The sequence below is a fragment of the Pseudoalteromonas sp. NC201 genome (assembly GCF_002850255.1).
GTDB lineage: Bacteria > Pseudomonadota > Gammaproteobacteria > Enterobacterales > Alteromonadaceae > Pseudoalteromonas.
In genome coordinates, this window is sequence record NZ_CP022522.1 from 335,221 (window position 1) to 352,148 (window position 16,928).

13 protein-coding genes are annotated in these 16,928 nt (G+C 44.2%); 4 read left to right on the forward strand and 9 right to left on the reverse strand.

What is annotated here, in order from left to right:
* Nucleotides 1-18 precede the first annotated feature (18 nt).
* Together acnA and PNC201_RS01435 are read right to left on the reverse strand one after the other, a co-directional pair.
* Nucleotides 19-2,754 (reverse strand): aconitate hydratase AcnA, encoded by a 2,736-nt coding sequence (gene acnA / locus PNC201_RS01430; RefSeq protein WP_102055938.1) that lies wholly within the window; start codon nucleotides 2,752-2,754, stop codon nucleotides 19-21.
* A 268-nt stretch (nucleotides 2,755-3,022) separates the two neighbouring features.
* Nucleotides 3,023-3,391, reverse strand: a complete 369-nt coding sequence (locus tag PNC201_RS01435; protein ID WP_045962213.1) for an RNA-binding S4 domain-containing protein — start codon at nucleotides 3,389-3,391, stop codon at nucleotides 3,023-3,025.
* Between the two features lie 198 nt (nucleotides 3,392-3,589).
* On the opposite strand from PNC201_RS01435, the gene PNC201_RS01440 reads away from it, so the two are divergent.
* Both PNC201_RS01440 and PNC201_RS01445 read left to right on the forward strand, forming a co-directional pair.
* Nucleotides 3,590-3,859 (forward strand): hypothetical protein, encoded by a 270-nt coding sequence (locus tag PNC201_RS01440; RefSeq protein WP_010607806.1) that lies wholly within the window; start codon nucleotides 3,590-3,592, stop codon nucleotides 3,857-3,859.
* Nucleotides 3,860-3,943: 84 nt separating this feature from the next.
* Nucleotides 3,944-4,606: a hypothetical protein gene (locus tag PNC201_RS01445; protein WP_010607807.1), complete on the forward strand. Its 663-nt coding sequence runs from the start codon at nucleotides 3,944-3,946 to the stop codon at nucleotides 4,604-4,606.
* Here PNC201_RS01445 and PNC201_RS01450 read toward each other — a convergent pair.
* Nucleotides 4,583-5,590, reverse strand: coding sequence for an extracellular solute-binding protein (locus PNC201_RS01450; RefSeq protein ID WP_102055939.1), 1,008 nt, complete (start codon nucleotides 5,588-5,590; stop codon nucleotides 4,583-4,585). The genes PNC201_RS01445 and PNC201_RS01450 overlap by 24 nt on opposite strands.
* Nucleotides 5,591-5,818: 228 nt before the next feature.
* On the opposite strand from PNC201_RS01450, the gene PNC201_RS01455 reads away from it, so the two are divergent.
* Both PNC201_RS01455 and PNC201_RS01460 read left to right on the forward strand, forming a co-directional pair.
* Nucleotides 5,819-8,377: a putative bifunctional diguanylate cyclase/phosphodiesterase gene (locus tag PNC201_RS01455; protein ID WP_233525199.1), complete on the forward strand. Its 2,559-nt coding sequence runs from the start codon at nucleotides 5,819-5,821 to the stop codon at nucleotides 8,375-8,377.
* 133 nt (nucleotides 8,378-8,510) lie between these two features.
* Nucleotides 8,511-9,341: an arylamine N-acetyltransferase family protein gene (locus PNC201_RS01460; RefSeq protein ID WP_102055941.1), complete on the forward strand. Its 831-nt coding sequence runs from the start codon at nucleotides 8,511-8,513 to the stop codon at nucleotides 9,339-9,341.
* 48 nt (nucleotides 9,342-9,389) lie between these two features.
* Here the strand turns inward: PNC201_RS01460 and cysQ are convergent, their stop codons facing one another.
* Genes cysQ through cysG form a run of 6 tightly spaced genes read right to left on the reverse strand, consistent with a single transcriptional unit; the run spans nucleotide 9,390 to nucleotide 16,308 of the window.
* Entirely contained in the window at nucleotides 9,390-10,160 is a 771-nt protein-coding gene (gene cysQ / locus PNC201_RS01465) for a 3'(2'),5'-bisphosphate nucleotidase CysQ (protein WP_102055942.1), read from the reverse strand.
* Between the two features lie 3 nt (nucleotides 10,161-10,163).
* The gene (cysC, locus tag PNC201_RS01470) at nucleotides 10,164-10,760 is read right to left on the reverse strand and encodes an adenylyl-sulfate kinase (RefSeq protein ID WP_010607813.1); all 597 of its coding nucleotides are present in this window, start codon (nucleotides 10,758-10,760) and stop codon (nucleotides 10,164-10,166) included.
* Between the two features lie 11 nt (nucleotides 10,761-10,771).
* Nucleotides 10,772-12,496 (reverse strand): SLC13 family permease, encoded by a 1,725-nt coding sequence (locus PNC201_RS01475; protein WP_199539692.1) that lies wholly within the window; start codon nucleotides 12,494-12,496, stop codon nucleotides 10,772-10,774.
* A gap of 33 nt (nucleotides 12,497-12,529) precedes the next feature.
* Nucleotides 12,530-13,945, reverse strand: a complete 1,416-nt coding sequence (gene cysN, locus PNC201_RS01480; protein ID WP_102055946.1) for a sulfate adenylyltransferase subunit CysN — start codon at nucleotides 13,943-13,945, stop codon at nucleotides 12,530-12,532.
* Nucleotides 13,945-14,844: a sulfate adenylyltransferase subunit CysD gene (cysD, locus tag PNC201_RS01485; protein ID WP_010376235.1), complete on the reverse strand. Its 900-nt coding sequence runs from the start codon at nucleotides 14,842-14,844 to the stop codon at nucleotides 13,945-13,947. The genes cysN and cysD overlap by 1 nt, the downstream gene beginning before the upstream one ends.
* Before the next feature lie 42 nt (nucleotides 14,845-14,886).
* Nucleotides 14,887-16,308: a siroheme synthase CysG gene (cysG, locus tag PNC201_RS01490; protein ID WP_102055947.1), complete on the reverse strand. Its 1,422-nt coding sequence runs from the start codon at nucleotides 16,306-16,308 to the stop codon at nucleotides 14,887-14,889.
* Nucleotides 16,309-16,928: the final 620 nt, after the last annotated feature.

Sequence of the window (16,928 nt, forward strand, 5' to 3'; positions counted from 1 at the left end):
AGTATTGCCAAATGAGGCCTATAGCATTTGTCTTAAGACGTACTGTAAAATCCCGCCATGTTGGTAGTACTCCCACTCTTTAGGGGTATCGATCCGGATATCCGCCGAAAACTTGATTTCTTTGCCATCCGCATTTGTTGCCGTGACTACCACTTCGGTTGATGTGTCGTATATCCCTTCAATTTCAAACTCTTCTTCGCCAGTTAGTCCCAGTTCTTCGTGGCCATCATCTGGTTTAAATTGTAGCGGTAATACCCCCATACCAATGAGGTTAGAACGGTGAATACGCTCGTAGCTTTTAGCAAGTACGGCTTTAATCCCAAGTAGTAAAGACCCTTTAGCAGCCCAGTCTCGTGATGAACCCGTGCCGTACTCACTGCCCGCGAGCACAACGAGTGGCGTATTACGCTGCTGATAATGCTCCGCAGCATCGAAAATACTCATAAGTTCGCCCTCAGGCAATAGGCGAGTAATACCACCTTCGGTACCTGGAGCCAATTGATTGCGTAAGCGCACGTTTGCAAATGTACCTCGCATCATAACTTCGTGGTTACCACGACGCGAACCGTAAGAGTTAAAATCAGCTTGTTTCACTCCTTGCGCTTGTAAATACTCCCCAGCTGGGGCCGAGGCCTTGATATTACCTGCTGGAGAAATATGGTCAGTCGTTACTGAGTCACCCAGTTTAGCGAGACAGCGTGCGCCTTTGATACTTGGGATCCCAGGTGGTTCTTTACTCATATCATCAAAGAAAGGGGCTTTTTGAATATAAGTAGAGCTATCTTGCCAATCATAGCGCTCACTCTGATTTACCGCGATTTGTTGCCAATGTTGGTCGCCTTGGTAAACGTCTGCATAGTTCTTCTCAAACATGGCTTGTGTGACTGTCTGAGACACAAGTTCACTGACTTCTGAGACCGATGGCCAAATGTCTTTTAAGAACACATCTTGGCCATCATCGGTTTGGCACAATGGCTCATTGTAGACATCGATATCAGTGCGGCCTGCAAGTGCATAGGCAACAACAAGTGGCGGCGAGGCGAGAAAGTTCATTTTTACATCTTGGTGGATCCGCCCCTCAAAGTTGCGGTTTCCTGATAAGATGGAACTGACAACCAGCTGATGTTTAACGATGGCTTCGTTAATTTCTTTCGGTAAGGGACCTGAGTTGCCGATACAAGTCGTACAACCATAGCCCACTAAATCAAAACCTAGTTCAGCAAGAGGTTCCAATAGCTCGGCTTGTTTTAGGTAATCGGTAACTACTTTTGAGCCAGGAGCCAATGAGGTTTTTACCCAAGGCTTAGGCTTTAAGCCAAGTGTCTTTGCTTTTTGTGCAACAAGGCCTGCGGCAAGAATAACACTTGGGTTAGAGGTGTTTGTGCAACTTGTGATGGCGGCAATTACGCAGGCGCCATCGACTAATTCAAACTCTTGATCTTTAAATGTAACCTTACCGACGCCAAGCGTCGCGGGCTCATCTTGATCAACTCGAGAAGTCCCGCCTTCACCAACAGTGCGAGCTTCATCTTGATCTGACACGGCATTTTTTTCACTGCGCTCATGTTGGAATTCACCTAAATGGGCTTGAATTGTTTTGCCTGCGTCATTGAGAGGAATTCTATCTTGTGGGCGCTTTGGACCTGCAAGGCTTGGAACCACTGTCGCTAAGTCTAGTGTCAGTACGTCGGTGTAAAGTGGTTCATCTCCTGGTTCTCGCCACATGCCTTGATGTTTGGCATAACCTTCGATTAATGCAATTTTTTCTTCATCACGATTGGTTAGTCGTAGATACTCCAAGGTTTCGTTATCAATGGGGAAAATACCGCAGGTTGCCCCATATTCAGGTGCCATGTTGGCGATGGTGGCACGATCGGCAAGTGGTAAGTCTGCTAAGCCATCACCAAAGAATTCGACAAACTTACCCACTACGCCGTGTTCACGTAGCATTTGTGTCACGGTGAGTACCAAATCAGTTGCGGTTGTGCCTTCAGGCAACTGTCCTTCCAGTTTAAAACCAACGACCTGAGGAATGAGCAGCGAAATTGGCTGACCAAGCATGGCGGCTTCGGCCTCAATGCCGCCTACGCCCCAACCTAAAATGCCAAGACCGTTGATCATTGTGGTATGAGAGTCAGTTCCCACTAATGTATCAGGGTAGGTGAATGGCATACCATCGATTTCTTTTTCGAATACGACACGTGCTAAATACTCTAGGTTAACTTGGTGCACGATCCCGGTTGCGGGTGGCACCACTTTTAGATTGTCAAACGCGCCTTGCCCCCAGCGCAAAAATTCATAGCGCTCTTTGTTGCGTTGGTACTCTAACTTTGCATTAAGATCAAAGGCGCCATCGTGGCCATATTCGTCTACTTGTACAGAGTGGTCTATGACCATTTCAGCGGGTGATAAGGGATTGATTTTATTTGGATCGCCACCGAGTTTTGCCATAGCGTCACGCATTGCTGCAAGATCCACGATGGCTGGTACGCCTGTAAAATCTTGCATCACGACACGCGCGGGCGTAAATGCAACTTCTTTACTGGGTTTATCTTCCGGCTTCCAGTTGAGTAAGGCATCGATGTCTTGAGCAGTCACGTTCTTGCCATCTTCATGACGCAGTAAATTTTCTAATAAAATTTTAAGCGAAAACGGTAATCTTCTTGCCCTATCGCTTAAAGCTGGAAGTGAGTGAATATGGACCTGACGCTCGCCGACGGTAAGCTGAGTCAGGGTGTTATATGAATTATTCATGCTTGACCCTTTCCTTATACCAACTGCACTTAAGATTTGCTCCATATAAGAGGGGAGTAGAGCATCCAATTAAATGAATTGGTTTTGTTCTAAAAATGCATAACAAGGTGCATAGAATGTACCAGTTGCAGACTTGCCGTTTTTTTGTACTGCTATAGTCCTAGTGTTGATTGGACACTTTTTCAAGGGGGAAGTGCACTTTCGCGAAGCATCGGTGCACTAAAAAGGTGAGCGTTTTTGTAATTAAATACGTCAACGTGTGAGATTGCTAGCCAAAGGAAATGGGTTTTCGGCCTGTATTTTTGTCCACTTGTGTGTAAGATTTTCCTGACTTTTGTCGTTTTTTCTTACTCGGCGTTGGTGCCGTTTCGGCGCGTGGAGTGGCAACTGCACGCGGTTGCGGCGTTGCATCAGGTGCTAAGGTTAAATGAAATTCATCACCATCAAAATGCAGAATATCGCCTGAATAAATCTTTTTACGTTTTTGCGTACATATTTCATCGTTGACTGCTACATAACCTTCAGTGATCAATAACTTAGCATGTCCGCCAGTTTCTGCTAAGTCGAGTACTTTCAAAAGGTTACACAATTCTATCGGCTCTTCTTCGAGCTCAATTTCAATAAACCCATCTTGCATTTTCATAACCTCAACATGCCGTATTTACCTAACACAGCCAGTGTCTTATTGCCTTATACGACAGTATATAAAATTACTGCGGTGAATGACGAAACTTTTTCGTTAAATCCGGGGTCTTTAACATTACTGAAGCATTTGGTGTGTATCTTGCACGCCGTCCACGCGATTTGTTTTTATCAGTATTTTATGGAGGCAACGATGGGTATTCGCACAGCATTAAGAAAAGAGCTTATGAATGTAGATAAGACAGATCTAATGACCGCGGATGATGTACGTCACTATGTCAATGAGTCTCTCACACAAGCCAAGGATAAGCTTTCTGTCATCTCCCGATTTAATGAGCATCATAGTCAGGTGCAAGCAGGGCTGCCAAGTCAGGAACTGCACTTACGTCATCAACAGCATCGACTGTTTAAAGATATTCTTTACCCTAAATCTTCTGTTGAAAATTGGTTGTCTAGGTGTTAATTTGAAGCATTAATAAGACTGAGGTTGAAGCATACTTCCCTAGGAAGGTGCATTTCAAACCGAGGCGTAACACCAAGGATGACAATGCAACGTATTTTCGCAATTGCTACTTTATTGTTGAGTGGCTGTAGCACCCAAACTTTACATATCTTTGAATCCGGCCTCGATGAAGGTACTAGAGCTAACTTAGTTCAAGCATTGGAAAAGCGAGATATTCATTATCGTTTTACCGAGCTTCCCGTACCGCTACAATATGAGAGTGCACAATTAAATATTCCACCGATGACTTCAGGCGACAATTGGCTTAGGGATATTGAATATGTAGTGAAAGAGATTGGTTTTGATACGCTGACAATTTCAGAATTTAATATGGAAGGGCACCGTTATACACCGAATAACGCGGGGTTGTATCTGGTGCAAAACAGAGCTGCTCAAGCATTGCCAGATCTATTGTTTGCCCACCAATGTAAAGATGATTCTATCCAATTGCAGCTGAAACCCAATGGTCATTGGCAGCAGGTTGGCACTGAGTATCGGGGGCGTTGGATCTATAAAAGTAATTCTCTTACGCTCACGTGGCATGAGAAATCCGAGCAGCACCCCTACCAGCAAGTGTATGCCGAGCGTGAACATACAGTGCAGACATTACAGGGACCCAAGCCTGCAAAAACATTTACCCGCCAGCAGCTTTTCGATGGGCCTGTGCCTGTATTTAACTGTGACTTACAAGTGATCTTTGCTGAGTGAGTTAATAACTCGTTGGGCTCGTGACACTTGCTGCAGGCCGAGCTTCACCTGTTTCGTGGCGGGGACAAATGGAGTAGGAGCCGTTTGCGAGCTCTGAATCACAGGATATTCATGAAGCAAATTAGCATACATGGATTGAGTACTCGGTTTCAGCAAGAAATCAATAAATAGCTCGGCATTGTGTGCATTGGGTGAATGCTTTGCTATCGCAACCGTGGTGGTAGAAATAGGCGTTTTTCCCGAGTGCATCTTCAGAAAGTGGATCTCTAGCTGTTCGGCAAGTGCCTTATCGCGCTTATTCTCGGAGTGCTGCATCATGCTCCAGTAATAGTGATTCGCCAGCGCAAATTCACATTGGCCTTGTGCAAGCGCTCGCAGTTGATCTCTATCTCCTCCAGCAGGACGCTTTGCTAATAGCGTATTAGCGTGGTTGAGCCATGAGGAGTCATTGCTATTTGAAGAAGCGTAGAGGCTCGATGCTAACGTCAAGTTATAACTATGAGACCACTGGCGAATGCAAAATTTACCCTTGTAAAGCGATTTATCTAAATCCGAAAAGTGCTCGGGCAAGGGTGTAGAAACACCTTTTTTACGGAATAATGCGCGTGTCCTTATCGAAACACTGAGCCAACGCTTATCATCATCCTTGAGTTCAGGGTTTACTGCTTGCCAATTTGTGATCTTGTCGATAGGACGCAGTAGTGCTTTGTAATCATGCAGCTGAATTAGATCGGAGGTGAGCAACACATCGGCCTTTGAGTCCGCGCCATCGCTTTTGAGACGCTCAAGCAGTTGTGCTGATTTACCATTTACGAGGTTTACGGTGATCCCAGTCTCTTTTTCAAATGCCTGGAGGACAGGTTGAATTAATTCATATTTTCTAAATGAATAGACGTTTACTTGCGAGGTGTGGGGTTGCTTCGCAACCGCTTGATCAAAATGTACCCAAAAGAGTAAAAAAAGAAAAAGTTTACTTTTATTCATTGCAAATAAGAATTATTATCGAATAGGTGTAGCATACAATGTTCGATGAAGATGTCCAGACTTAAACGACGCGTTTTTACAAATGCCATTCTCTATAGTGCTCAACAGGTTTTTAAGCAAAGATTTCCTGTGTTGGGGTTCATATTGTTGTTTGCTTGTTTGATATATGTTGGCTTGATAGCGAATATTTACTACCAGAACCAATCAGAAAGCAAAAGTGCGCAGGAGTTGACACGATTAGAATACTTACTGGATAGTAAGTTGCAACACGTTGCCCACCTACTGTATTCGATAGATGCCTACCTCAACACCCATCAAGATGCAGATTTTTATGAGATAGCGCAATCACAGCTCACCACGGCGAACTTAGGGTTGAGTATGGAAACATACGCAGTGGTTTCACCTGAGCAATTCTCTACATTAGAGAAAGTGCAGCGAGAAAGAGGGTATTTTGACTTTAAAATTAGAGGCAATGTAGATGATCAGGCTAACCAATGGCTGGTGGTTACCCGTGCCGCACCTGTGTCTGAAGTTGGCCAGACAGTCGGGCAGGCGGAGGTACTTGAGAGAGATATTTTTGCAGAGCGGGATGAGAATGACTTAACGACCTATGTCCGGCCAAATAGGCAAAAACTCAGTGTATTGATAGAGCAACCGCGTTTTGGAGAGTTTAAAACGCTACTGGGATTAAGTTTTGAGTTACCTTTTTTATTGGATTCACTATTTGGCCAATTATATCAGCAGCGTAAGCAACACTTATTGGTCTCTTCAAAAAAAGAAATTATTTATAGCTCCGATTGGCAGACACGTTTCGACCTTCAGAATTTAACGCCAAGTGCGGTACACACCATTAATTTTTATGGTTTGCCCATTACCATGCAGTTGTATGATGAGGCGTGTTTACATCCAAGTTGGTTAAATAACCATAGCGTACTGATTATACTCTTTTTAGGTATTTTGGCCGCCTGTATTTTATTGGTGTGGATCCAGCTAAGACAACTGAAAAACCGCAATGAAACTGTCAATAATTTAGTTGTTGAAAGAACTAAAAGCCTAGAGGTGTCTAACCACAGGTTACAAGTCGAATCTAATAAGCGCTTAGGGGCTTTGCAGCAACAGGTCGCTGCAGAGCGTAAGTATAAGAGTTTATTCGTTAATAGCCATGAAGGTTTATTTGTACTAGACCGCGAGGGCTATATCATTGACTCCAACCCCGCTTTCAATGCGTTACTTTTTGGTGGGCGTATTCCTTCGCCAAATACAGACTTTAGTGCGCTTATGCGAGACTCTGAGTGTCATGAGCAGTGGAACCAGATTGTTGCCACGAAGCAAGCTCACCAAGAAATGGAGTGGTTAGCAAAAGCAGAATCGGGAGAGCATATCTGGCTTAGACATTCAGGGCATTGGCTGCATCAACCGGATAGTTGCCTGTATGAGGGGAGAGTGACGGATATTACTCAGGCTAAACTGTTCCAAGAGCAATTGCGATATAAAGCGCAACATGACAGCTTGACCGATCTGCTAAATCGTCAGAGCTTTGTGTCTTTGGTTGATAAGCTTCGTGAGCGTAAACGCGCCAAGTTTACTTTGCTATATATTGACTTAGACCGCTTTAAGCTAATAAACGATACCTTAGGCCATCAAGCCGGCGATAAGCTGCTTATTGAATTTGCAACAAGAATGCGTATGCTGCTTAGTAGCTATGCCGATATTGCCCGGCTTGGTGGTGATGAATTCGCCGTCCTTATTTACGATGAGCATCTACTTGAACCAATTGAGGGGGTGCTTGAAGATATTCTTGCGCGGATCCGAGCGCCATTTCTGTATCAGGGTAACAGCCACTGTGTTAGTGGTAGCGTTGGCGTACGTCACTTTACCGCTCCGTGTCTACATTGCGATGCAGAGAAACTACTACATGATGCCGATATTGCAATGTATGAGGCAAAGAAGCGAGGTAAGAACACTTATCATATATTCACTAATGCTATCGCTTGCGAAGCGGGTCGAAAGATCCAGATTGAGCAAGCGCTACAGGCAATAGTCATGTCTCGCGAATTAAGCCTGAATTTGCAGCCCATCTATTGTCAAAAAGGGCAGAATTTAAAAGGGTTTGAAGCGCTACTACGCTGGAATAGTCCAATGCTCGGAGAAGTAAGTCCCGCAGAGTTTATTCCCATCGCAGAACAATGTGCGAAGATTTCAGAGCTTGGTCGCTGGGTATTTGATCAGGCGCTCAATTTTATCAATGCCATAGGAGACAGTACCCTTTTTGTCGCGGTTAATGTTTCTCCGTTGCAACTCCAGTCGCAGGAATTTATCGATTGGTTAGTGTCTCGCTGTGAGGATGAAAATGTTGCGATGAAACAAATTAAGCTTGAGTTGACAGAATCCGCCATGATGGCAGAGGAAAACATGCTTATAGGGCCGCTGGAGCAACTTCATCAAGCGGGATTTGGCATCTATATTGATGACTTTGGCACAGGTTATAGCAGCCTTGCCCGGCTCAATCATCTTCCCGTGGATGGCATTAAAATAGATAGAGCTTTTATGTCCGGCATTGAGCTGGGTGGTAAGGCGACGCAACTCATTGAAGCGATTTGCGCGATTGCGCACAGTTTTAATCTAGTAGTGACAGCCGAGGGCATTGAAACGGCAGCACAGCTTGATACGTTATCAAGGCTTTATTGCCATCAAACGCAAGGCTATCTTATGTCGAAGCCGCTGGTTGTGGCAGAAGCTAAACGCCTCGCTTTGCCGAGCAAAAAAGTGCATCAGTTATTTGCCTAGTTAACCTGAGGTTTGGATAACAAAGTGACATCTTATGAGGTGATAGAAACAATGGTTGAAAAAGTAAAAATACCTATTGACCTTAACATGGGTTGAGGTTTTAACCTGCCTTCATCAACTTTAGGAGTCAGTCATGGAATTAGAAGCGAATATCAATCAATATCTTAGCAGCTTATCGTTACAGCACTTTGCTGGGATTGAGCTGGTCACCGAGTTACAACAAAAACACCTCTCTCGTTACGCCTTCTCAAGTATTAATGCCATGTATGGTGAGCGTCTGTTGCTTGACCCATTACCACTATTTAACCGCTTAGTGATCAACAAACAAGGAGGCTACTGCTTTGAGCATAACAAGGTGGCATTTTTAGCGTTGCAACAGCTTGGGTTTACGGTAAGGCCGGTTCTTGCGAGAGTAATGCTAAATGGTAACCTCTCCAATCCTCGTTCTCATCGGATGACATTGTTAAATTTGGACGGCGAGCAGTATTTGGTTGATGTGGGGTTTGGAGTGAAGTCTCCTCGTGTACCGATTAACATCAATCAGGCCTTAACTATCCAAGGTCGGCAGACTTATCAGGTACAAAAAACAGCAGACACAGTTAAAGTTACTTTGTTAGAGGAAGGAGAAGCACCGCTCACTTTATATCATGTCGACCTTGCTGAAGTGTTCGAATCCGATTGTGAAGTGGCACACTTTTATTCCCATCAACATCCTGAAGCGGCGTTTGTGAATAACTTAGTGGTTTCTCGAATTACAGATTGCCATCGTTATTTACTGCGTAATCAGAGTTATTTTGAATGGCATGAATGTGATGGCAGTGTTACTGAAACTGCAGTTGAGAGCTTTGCTCAGCTGGAGCAGTTGGTAAAAGAGACATTTTTGCTTGAAACGCCAAGAGCGGTTTTAAAAAGCGTATACGATAAACTCCTAACTCGCGTCGCAAATAAACCAGTCGAACGTTAATTCGACTGGTTTTACGTGAATTAGTTTACGGTATTACCACCTTCTAGCTTAGTCTTCCAACCTAGAAACCACAAAATAGGGGTTAAGATACTCGGCGTTTTGATTATAGCGTAGAGGCTCGCCATTCACTTGGCTGACTTTTGCCCCAGCGATACTCGCCACCGCGTGTCCGGCCCCGGTATCCCACTCTGAAGTTGGGCCAAGGCGAGGGTAAACATCGGCTTTACTTTCGGCCACTAAACATAACTTAAGTGAACTGCCTTTAGGCACCATGTCGACTTGCTCGAAGCGGGTAAGGTACTCGGCTAAATCTGGTGAAGGGTGTGAGCGCGAGCCAACTACTTTGATTAAACCCTGATTGGGCTTGGTGGTGACTTTGAGCTCTATGCGAGCTTCACCCGTTTGCTTGAACGCGCCAATACTTTTTTCTGCAAGGTAGCTTTCATTAAGTGCTGGAGCATGAACAACACCAAGAATGGGTTCACCGTTATTAATAAGTGCAATATTTACCGTAAATTCGCCATTTTTCTTGATGAATTCCTTGGTGCCATCAATGGGGTCAACCAGCCAATACTCTTGCCATTGTTGGCGCTCTTGCCAATCTATTCCTGCGCTTTCTTCGCTTAATATCGGCATTTCGGGAGTGAGGGTTTTAAGGCCTGCAACAATAATTTGATGTGCAGCGAGATCTGCCTCAGTGACGGGACTTTCATCTTCTTTATATTCAACATTAAAGTCCTTGGCATAAATCTCCATAATCGCTTCACCAGCGCGAATACTCAGATTTAATACTTCTTCCAGCAGATCCGTATGATTCATGACTTACCCTATTAAATTTTTTGACAGTAGATAGTGTATTAGCTGCTGGACAGATTCTTCCAGCGACTGCTCGGAAGTATTTAAACATATTTCTGGACTAATTGGGGGCTCATACGCCGAATCTATGCCAGTAAAATGTTTTATTTCTCCAGCACGCGCTTTTTTATACAAACCTTTAGGGTCTCGTTGCTCGCAAACTGCAAGCGGCGTATCTAGATATACTTCAATAAACTCGCCGCTTGCGACTAAGTTACGCACCATGTCTCGTTCAGCTTGAAAAGGTGAGATAAAAGCGGTGAGTACCATTAGTCCCGCATCGACCATGAGTTTGCTGAGTTCACCCACTCGACGAATGTTTTCGACGCGGTCTTCATCACTGAACCCTAAGTCTTTACACAGTCCATGCCTGACATTATCCCCATCAAGGAGGTAGGTATGTATGCCTTTAGCTTGCAGTGCATGCTCAAGTGCATTGGCCACGGTGCTTTTACCTGAGCCAGAAAAGCCTGTAAACCACAGCACGCAAGGCTTATGACCTTTTAACTCGCTACGTTTTGTTTTATCTACGGCATAGTTATGCCAAACAATATTTTCGTCCATACTTTGCTCTATTAAAATGGAAAGACAAATGGAATAACAGTCAGTACCGTCGCTGAATAAATCAATGACAAGGGCAGTCCCATGGTGACGTAATCACGAATTCGATAGTTGCCTGCGCTATACACCATGAGGTTAGTTTGATAGCCAAAAGGTGAGATAAAGCTCGCGGATGCGCCAAAGGCTACCGCCATTACAAATGGCAGTGGATTTACATCAAAACCACTTGCCAGCGCATAGGCTACTGGGAATGAAAGTGCTGCCGCGGCATTGTTAGTGATGAGCTCGGTAAATATCACAGTCATCACAAAAATGGCGATAAATGCGCCGTAAGGACCAAAATCCCCTAACAACCACAATAAGCTCGAGGAAATCTCCGCCGCTAGTCCGGTTTCAATCATTAACTTAGCCAGTCCTATCGCACTGCCAACAATAGCGACAAGCTCAATAGGAAAGCGGCGTTTCATCTCTGGGACTTTAATTGTGCCGAGCACCACAAGTGCGGCGAGTAACACAATCAACCCTTTTACCAGCGGCACAACCCCAAAGATACTAAGGCCAACCACTGTCGCAAAACTCGCAAGTACCGTGTTGGACTTATTGCAAGATAGATGTGTTTGTAAATCTAGGCCCGAGATATACACAAATTCGCGTTTGAGATTGGGGAGTGCATAAAAATCGCTGCTTGGTGCTAGTATTAAAGAGTCGCCCGCTTGTAATTCGACCTGACCGATCCCACCTTGTAGGCGGTCATGACCACGACGGATCGCAATAATAGCGGCATGAAACTGCTCCCTAAAACGGATCTCTTTAATGGTTTTTCCAAGAAAACGGGAAGACTGACTGACGACCACCTCCACTAAGTGCTCAACGTCTTTCTCGTGCTTATCATGGACTATCTTTAATCCATCGAAACGCTGTAACAGTGGCACTGAGTTGATGTCGCCCACAAATAGCAGAACATCCCCAGCAAGAATTTCTTGTTGTGGCGTTACGGCGCAGATCCGTCGTTCACCACGAATGATTTCAGCAAGGAATAAGTCTTTGAGGTCGCGCAGGCCGTTTTCTTCAACCGTGCGACCAACTAGTTTGGAGCTTGGCTCAACTTTCCCTTCTAAATAAAACGGCACGACCTCATCATTATTTTTGCCGTTGTCGGGCAAATATTTGAGCATAACCGTGATGGTCAATAAACCAACACTCAGGACGGCGAGACCAACTAAGGTAAAGTCAAAAAAGCCCAGCGGGGCCATCCCTGCTTCTACGGCAAAGCCATTAACAATAAGATTGGTAGAAGTACCTATCAGCGTTAACGTACCACCTAAAATAGCAGTATAAGAAAGCGGTAATAGCAGCTTAGAAGGCGCATGTGTTTTGCTTTCTTTAACGGTGGTGATCAGCGAAGCAACCACCGCAGTGTTATTGGTAAAAGAAGACAAAAAGGCAGTGGATAAACCCAGTTTAATTACCGCTTTTGCGAGACTACCTTGCGCCATTGAGTGGGCGAGTTTTTTGACTAAGGTTGTTTTTTCAATCGCAATAGAAACTAGAATAAGTAGCACAAGCGTGATTAAAGACGGGTTTGCATAATTCACCAACATCGATTCAAGATCGATGAGGCCAGTCAAATAACTGGTGGCGATTGCGCCTGTGAATAGCCATGCAGCGTTAATGCGTGTGGCAAAAAGACACACGACTAACGCTAGCATAATGCCTGTTAAAATGACTTGTTCCATAATGACGTCATACCTCGACTAACAGGCTAAATTGCATTATTTTAGCTTCGAAATATCAAGCGCTTGCCAATGAGGGAAGTGCTTGCGAACTAATGCATTAAACTCAATCTCAAATTCACTAAACTGACTTGAGGACGTTGCTGTTGCTGCTTCAACCGTTTCCACCATACCCGCACCTATGGTTAGGTTTGATAGGCGATCAATTAAGATAAACGAGCCAGTTTCACGATTATTTAAATACTCATCCGCAACGACATTTTCTGTCAGCTCGATGGTCACGATAGCAATTTCATTTAATGACAATGAATCGGCTTGACCGTGCTCAAGTGTATTCACATCGATAGTATGCTCGATATTTTTCACGATTGCCGCGGTTTTCTTGCTACCCAATTTAAGGTTATAACTTTTACCCAATTGTAGTGGTGTTTCGTGCATCCATACCAGCTTAGCAGTGATCTGATTCGTCACCTGAGCAGTCGACTCTGCAGGCACAATCACATCGCCACGACTCACATCGACTTCATCTGCTAGGGTGATAGTGAATGCTTGTCCGGTTTCCACTTGGGTTAGATTGCCATCAAAAGTCACGAGTTCTTTAATGGTTGAAGTCTTACCTGATGGCAATACTTTAACCGCTTGGCCAACGCTTAAACTACCAGAAGTTAATGTGCCTTGGAAACCACGAAAATCTAGGTTAGGACGTACTACATATTGCACTGGGAAGCGCGCTTCAAAACCATGATTAGGCTCTGCTGCTGGAGAATCTTCCAGCAGTTCCAGCAATGGTTTGTCTTGATAATAAGGCGTTTTTTCTGAGCGGTTTACAACATTGTCGCCTTTAAGTGCTGACATTGGCACAAAGCGAATATCTTGTACATTCAGTTGCTCAGCAAACTTCAAGTAGTCGGCCTTTATGCGCTTAAATACGGCCTCATCAAAGTCAACAATATCCATCTTGTTTATCGCGACAACGAACTGTCTGATACCCAGTGAATCACAGATAAAGCTATGGCGTTTAGTCTGAACTTGTACACCATAACGGGCATCGACAAGGATAATGGCCAAATCGCTGGTCGAAGCACCTGTAACCATATTACGTGTGTATTGCTCGTGTCCTGGTGTATCGGCAATAATAAATTTACGCTTCGCAGTTGAGAAATAGCGGTAAGCCACATCAATGGTAATGCCTTGCTCACGCTCTGCCTGTAAGCCATCAACAAGTAACGCTAAATCTAGATCTTCACCCGCATTGCCGACTTTTTCATTGTCTTTGTGTAGCGCAGCTAATTGGTCTTCATAGATTTGATGGCTATCGTGTAGCAAACGGCCGATCAGCGTTGATTTACCATCATCTACGCTGCCGCAGGTCATCATGCGCAACAAGCTCTTGTCTTGCTGACGCGCTAAGTAGGTTTCAATGCCTAATTCTTTCACTTCATTTGCTGTTGACATTAGAAATACCCCTCGCGCTTTTTCTTCTCCATTGATCCTGATGAATCATGATCAATCACTCGTCCTTCACGTTCTGACGACGTAGATAACAACATTTCTTCGATAATTCCAGTGAGCGTATCGGCTTCTGATTCAACTGCACCCGTTAGTGGGTAACAGCCAAGCGTTCTGAAGCGTACTGATTTCATTTCTGGCACTTCACCTTCAGCAAGTGGCATGCGGTCGTCATCGACCATAATTAACGTCCCGTTACGCTCAACAACCGGTCTTGGCTTTGAGAGGTAAAGTGGCACTATCTCAATACCTTCTTGGTAGATATATTGCCAAATATCGAGCTCTGTCCAGTTTGATAATGGGAAAACTCGAATGCTTTCACCAGGGTTCACTTGACCATTATACGTATTCCATAACTCTGGACGTTGGTTTTTAGGATCCCAGCGGTGGTGTTTATCTCTAAATGAATAAACTCGTTCTTTTGCGCGAGATTTTTCTTCATCACGGCGCGCACCACCAAAAGCCGCATCAAAACCATATTGATCTAGCGCTTGCTTAAGGCCTTGTGTTTTCATGATATCGGTATGCTTAGATGAACCATGAACAAATGGACTTATGTTCATCTCTAGCCCTTCTGGGTTTTTGTGCACAAGCAGTTCAAATCCGTACTCTTTTGCTAATCTATCGCGAAACTCGATCATTTCTCTAAATTTCCAATTGGTATCAACGTGGAGTAGAGGAAAAGGGATCTTCGCAGGGTAGAAAGCCTTACGAGCAAGATGAAGCAGTACCGACGAGTCTTTACCAATCGAGTACAGCATTACTGGGTTTTCAAACTCTGCGGCAACCTCTCGGATGATCTTTATGCTCTCAGCTTCGAGTTGCTGGAGATGGGTTAAAGCCATGATTAATGTCCTACTTATAAATTTAACTATCTGTTACGGTTATTACGCGACTTGCGTAATGGGTTGAGCAAAGCTACTGATTTGATTGTTCTTATTAAACCAAGCTAATTGCTCATGTAATGCTGCTACTTCACCAATAATCAATAGTGCTGGCGACTGAATATCATGCGCAGTAATAGTCTGTGCAAGTTGATCTAATTGTGTTCTTACTACACGCTGAGATTTACGCGTGCCATTCTCAACAATTGCTACAGGTGTATTCGGCGAGCGGCCATAAGCGAGTAATTGTGCCTGAATGTGTGGAGATTTTATCACTCCCATGTATACGGCAAGCGTTTGATTCGCCTTAGCTAAGCCTTCCCAGTCGAGTTCTTGTCCATCTTGCTTGCAATGCCCAGTCACAAATTGAATAGCTTGAGCATGATCTCTATGAGTTAATGGAATACCAGCGTATGCGCTACATCCTGCTGCAGCAGTAATGCCTGGAACAATTTGATATTTAACGTTATTTTCTGCCAACACCTGCACTTCTTCGCCACCGCGACCGTAAATAAATGGGTCGCCGCCTTTTATCCTACAAACCTTTTTACCTTGTTTGGCTAAGTCAACCAAAATCTCGTTGGTGTGTTCTTGTTTAACACTATGATTACCGGCTTTTTTGCCCACGCAGATTAAATCAGCGTCACGACGTACAAGATCCATGATTTCGTCAGATACCAGATAATCATACACTACCACATCGGCTTGTTGCATTAGTTGTAATGCCTTAAGCGTCAGTAGCTCAGGGTCGCCAGGACCCGCACCGACGACATAAACTTCGCCTTCAGGGGAGGGAGTGCTTTCTAGCATGGCTTCAAGTTGAATTTGTGCATTTTCATTGTTACCAGCTTGTACTTCACTTACCACATTTGAATCAAAGACAGATTCCCAAAACTGACGGCGGTCAGCAAAGTGTTTAAAGTGCGCTTTCACTTTATGTCTGAATTGACCGACAAGTGTTGCCAGCGGACCTATATGCTGTGGAATAAGGGTTTCTAACTTCTCTCGTAATCGTCTTGCAAGGACGGGCGCAGTTCCAGCACTGGATATGGCAATCGTTATAGGGTTTCTATCCACGATTGAAGGAAAAATAAAATTACACTTTGGTTGGTCGTCGACTACGTTAACGAAAAGGTTACGGGCTTCAGCAAGCTCTGCTACCTCTGCATTTACGGCCTCAATATCCGTTGCCGCAACGACTAACATGGCATTATCTAGGTCTGATGCATCAAATGGCTTATGTCGAAGTGCAACGCTTGCATCCGCTGCTAGTGATAAAAGCTCAGTGCAAAACTCAGGTGAAACCAAAGTGACTGCTGCATTGGCTTTCAAAAAGGCGCGGCACTTTCTCAGCGCAACTTCACCACCACCTACAATCAATACAGGTTTATTTTCTAGTTTGGTAAAAATTGGCAAGTATTGCACGATAACCTCTGCTAAACATCACGACGGTTGATATCAATATTGATTGATATCAGTAATAGAGCGCAGCATATAGAGTTGCAAATGTGGGAAAAAATAATTTAAACCGACTCCATATAACCAAAAGTTATAAAAAAACCAGTTAAATGTAATTTTCTTTTTGTTTCATGTGGTTAACTTAAGTTTTTGCTGTGATTTGACGATTATAGTGTTTGGTTATGAGATATTCATTTAATGAACAATAGTAAAAACCGCGTCCGACAGGTAATTGTATGCGGACATTTGTCCTATTGTTGGTCCTGCTGTATGCATTTAACTAGGGTCTGTTGACCTTTGCTGTTTGATTTTTGTTCTTCTGAGTGGGTTTTGGTCGCGGCGCTCAATTTGCCGCCTAGTAATCTAGGCAAAAGTTGAGCAACAATGAACAAAGCGCACTCAGGTGAACCCAAAGGGCAGCGCTTGATTGGCATTTTTTCTGTGTTGCCCCACAAGGATGTGGGGTAAGGTGACTTTGCAGGAGCACAAAGTCTTTATCGCCTAACTCACATAGAGCAACTATGCTACGCAGGCTCTGCCTTGTATAAATACCAATCAAGTTGCTGCAAAAACAAACTTGAAAGATG

Excerpts from the sequence above, each read along its gene's own strand:
- cysN (WP_102055946.1), bottom strand. The coding sequence starts at position 13,945 with ATGTCAACAGCAAATGAAGTGAAAGAATTAGGCATTGAAACCTACTTA.
- PNC201_RS01445 (WP_010607807.1), top strand. The coding sequence starts at position 3,944 with ATGCAACGTATTTTCGCAATTGCTACTTTATTGTTGAGTGGCTGTAGC.
- cysD (WP_010376235.1), bottom strand. The coding sequence starts at position 14,844 with ATGGCTTTAACCCATCTCCAGCAACTCGAAGCTGAGAGCATAAAGATC.
- PNC201_RS01460 (WP_102055941.1), top strand. The coding sequence starts at position 8,511 with ATGGAATTAGAAGCGAATATCAATCAATATCTTAGCAGCTTATCGTTA.
- PNC201_RS01440 (WP_010607806.1), top strand. The coding sequence starts at position 3,590 with ATGGGTATTCGCACAGCATTAAGAAAAGAGCTTATGAATGTAGATAAG.
- PNC201_RS01450 (WP_102055939.1), bottom strand. The coding sequence starts at position 5,590 with ATGAATAAAAGTAAACTTTTTCTTTTTTTACTCTTTTGGGTACATTTT.
- cysQ (WP_102055942.1), bottom strand. The coding sequence starts at position 10,160 with ATGAATCATACGGATCTGCTGGAAGAAGTATTAAATCTGAGTATTCGC.
- cysC (WP_010607813.1), bottom strand. The coding sequence starts at position 10,760 with ATGGACGAAAATATTGTTTGGCATAACTATGCCGTAGATAAAACAAAA.
- PNC201_RS01435 (WP_045962213.1), bottom strand. The coding sequence starts at position 3,391 with ATGCAAGATGGGTTTATTGAAATTGAGCTCGAAGAAGAGCCGATAGAA.
- acnA (WP_102055938.1), bottom strand. The coding sequence starts at position 2,754 with ATGAATAATTCATATAACACCCTGACTCAGCTTACCGTCGGCGAGCGT.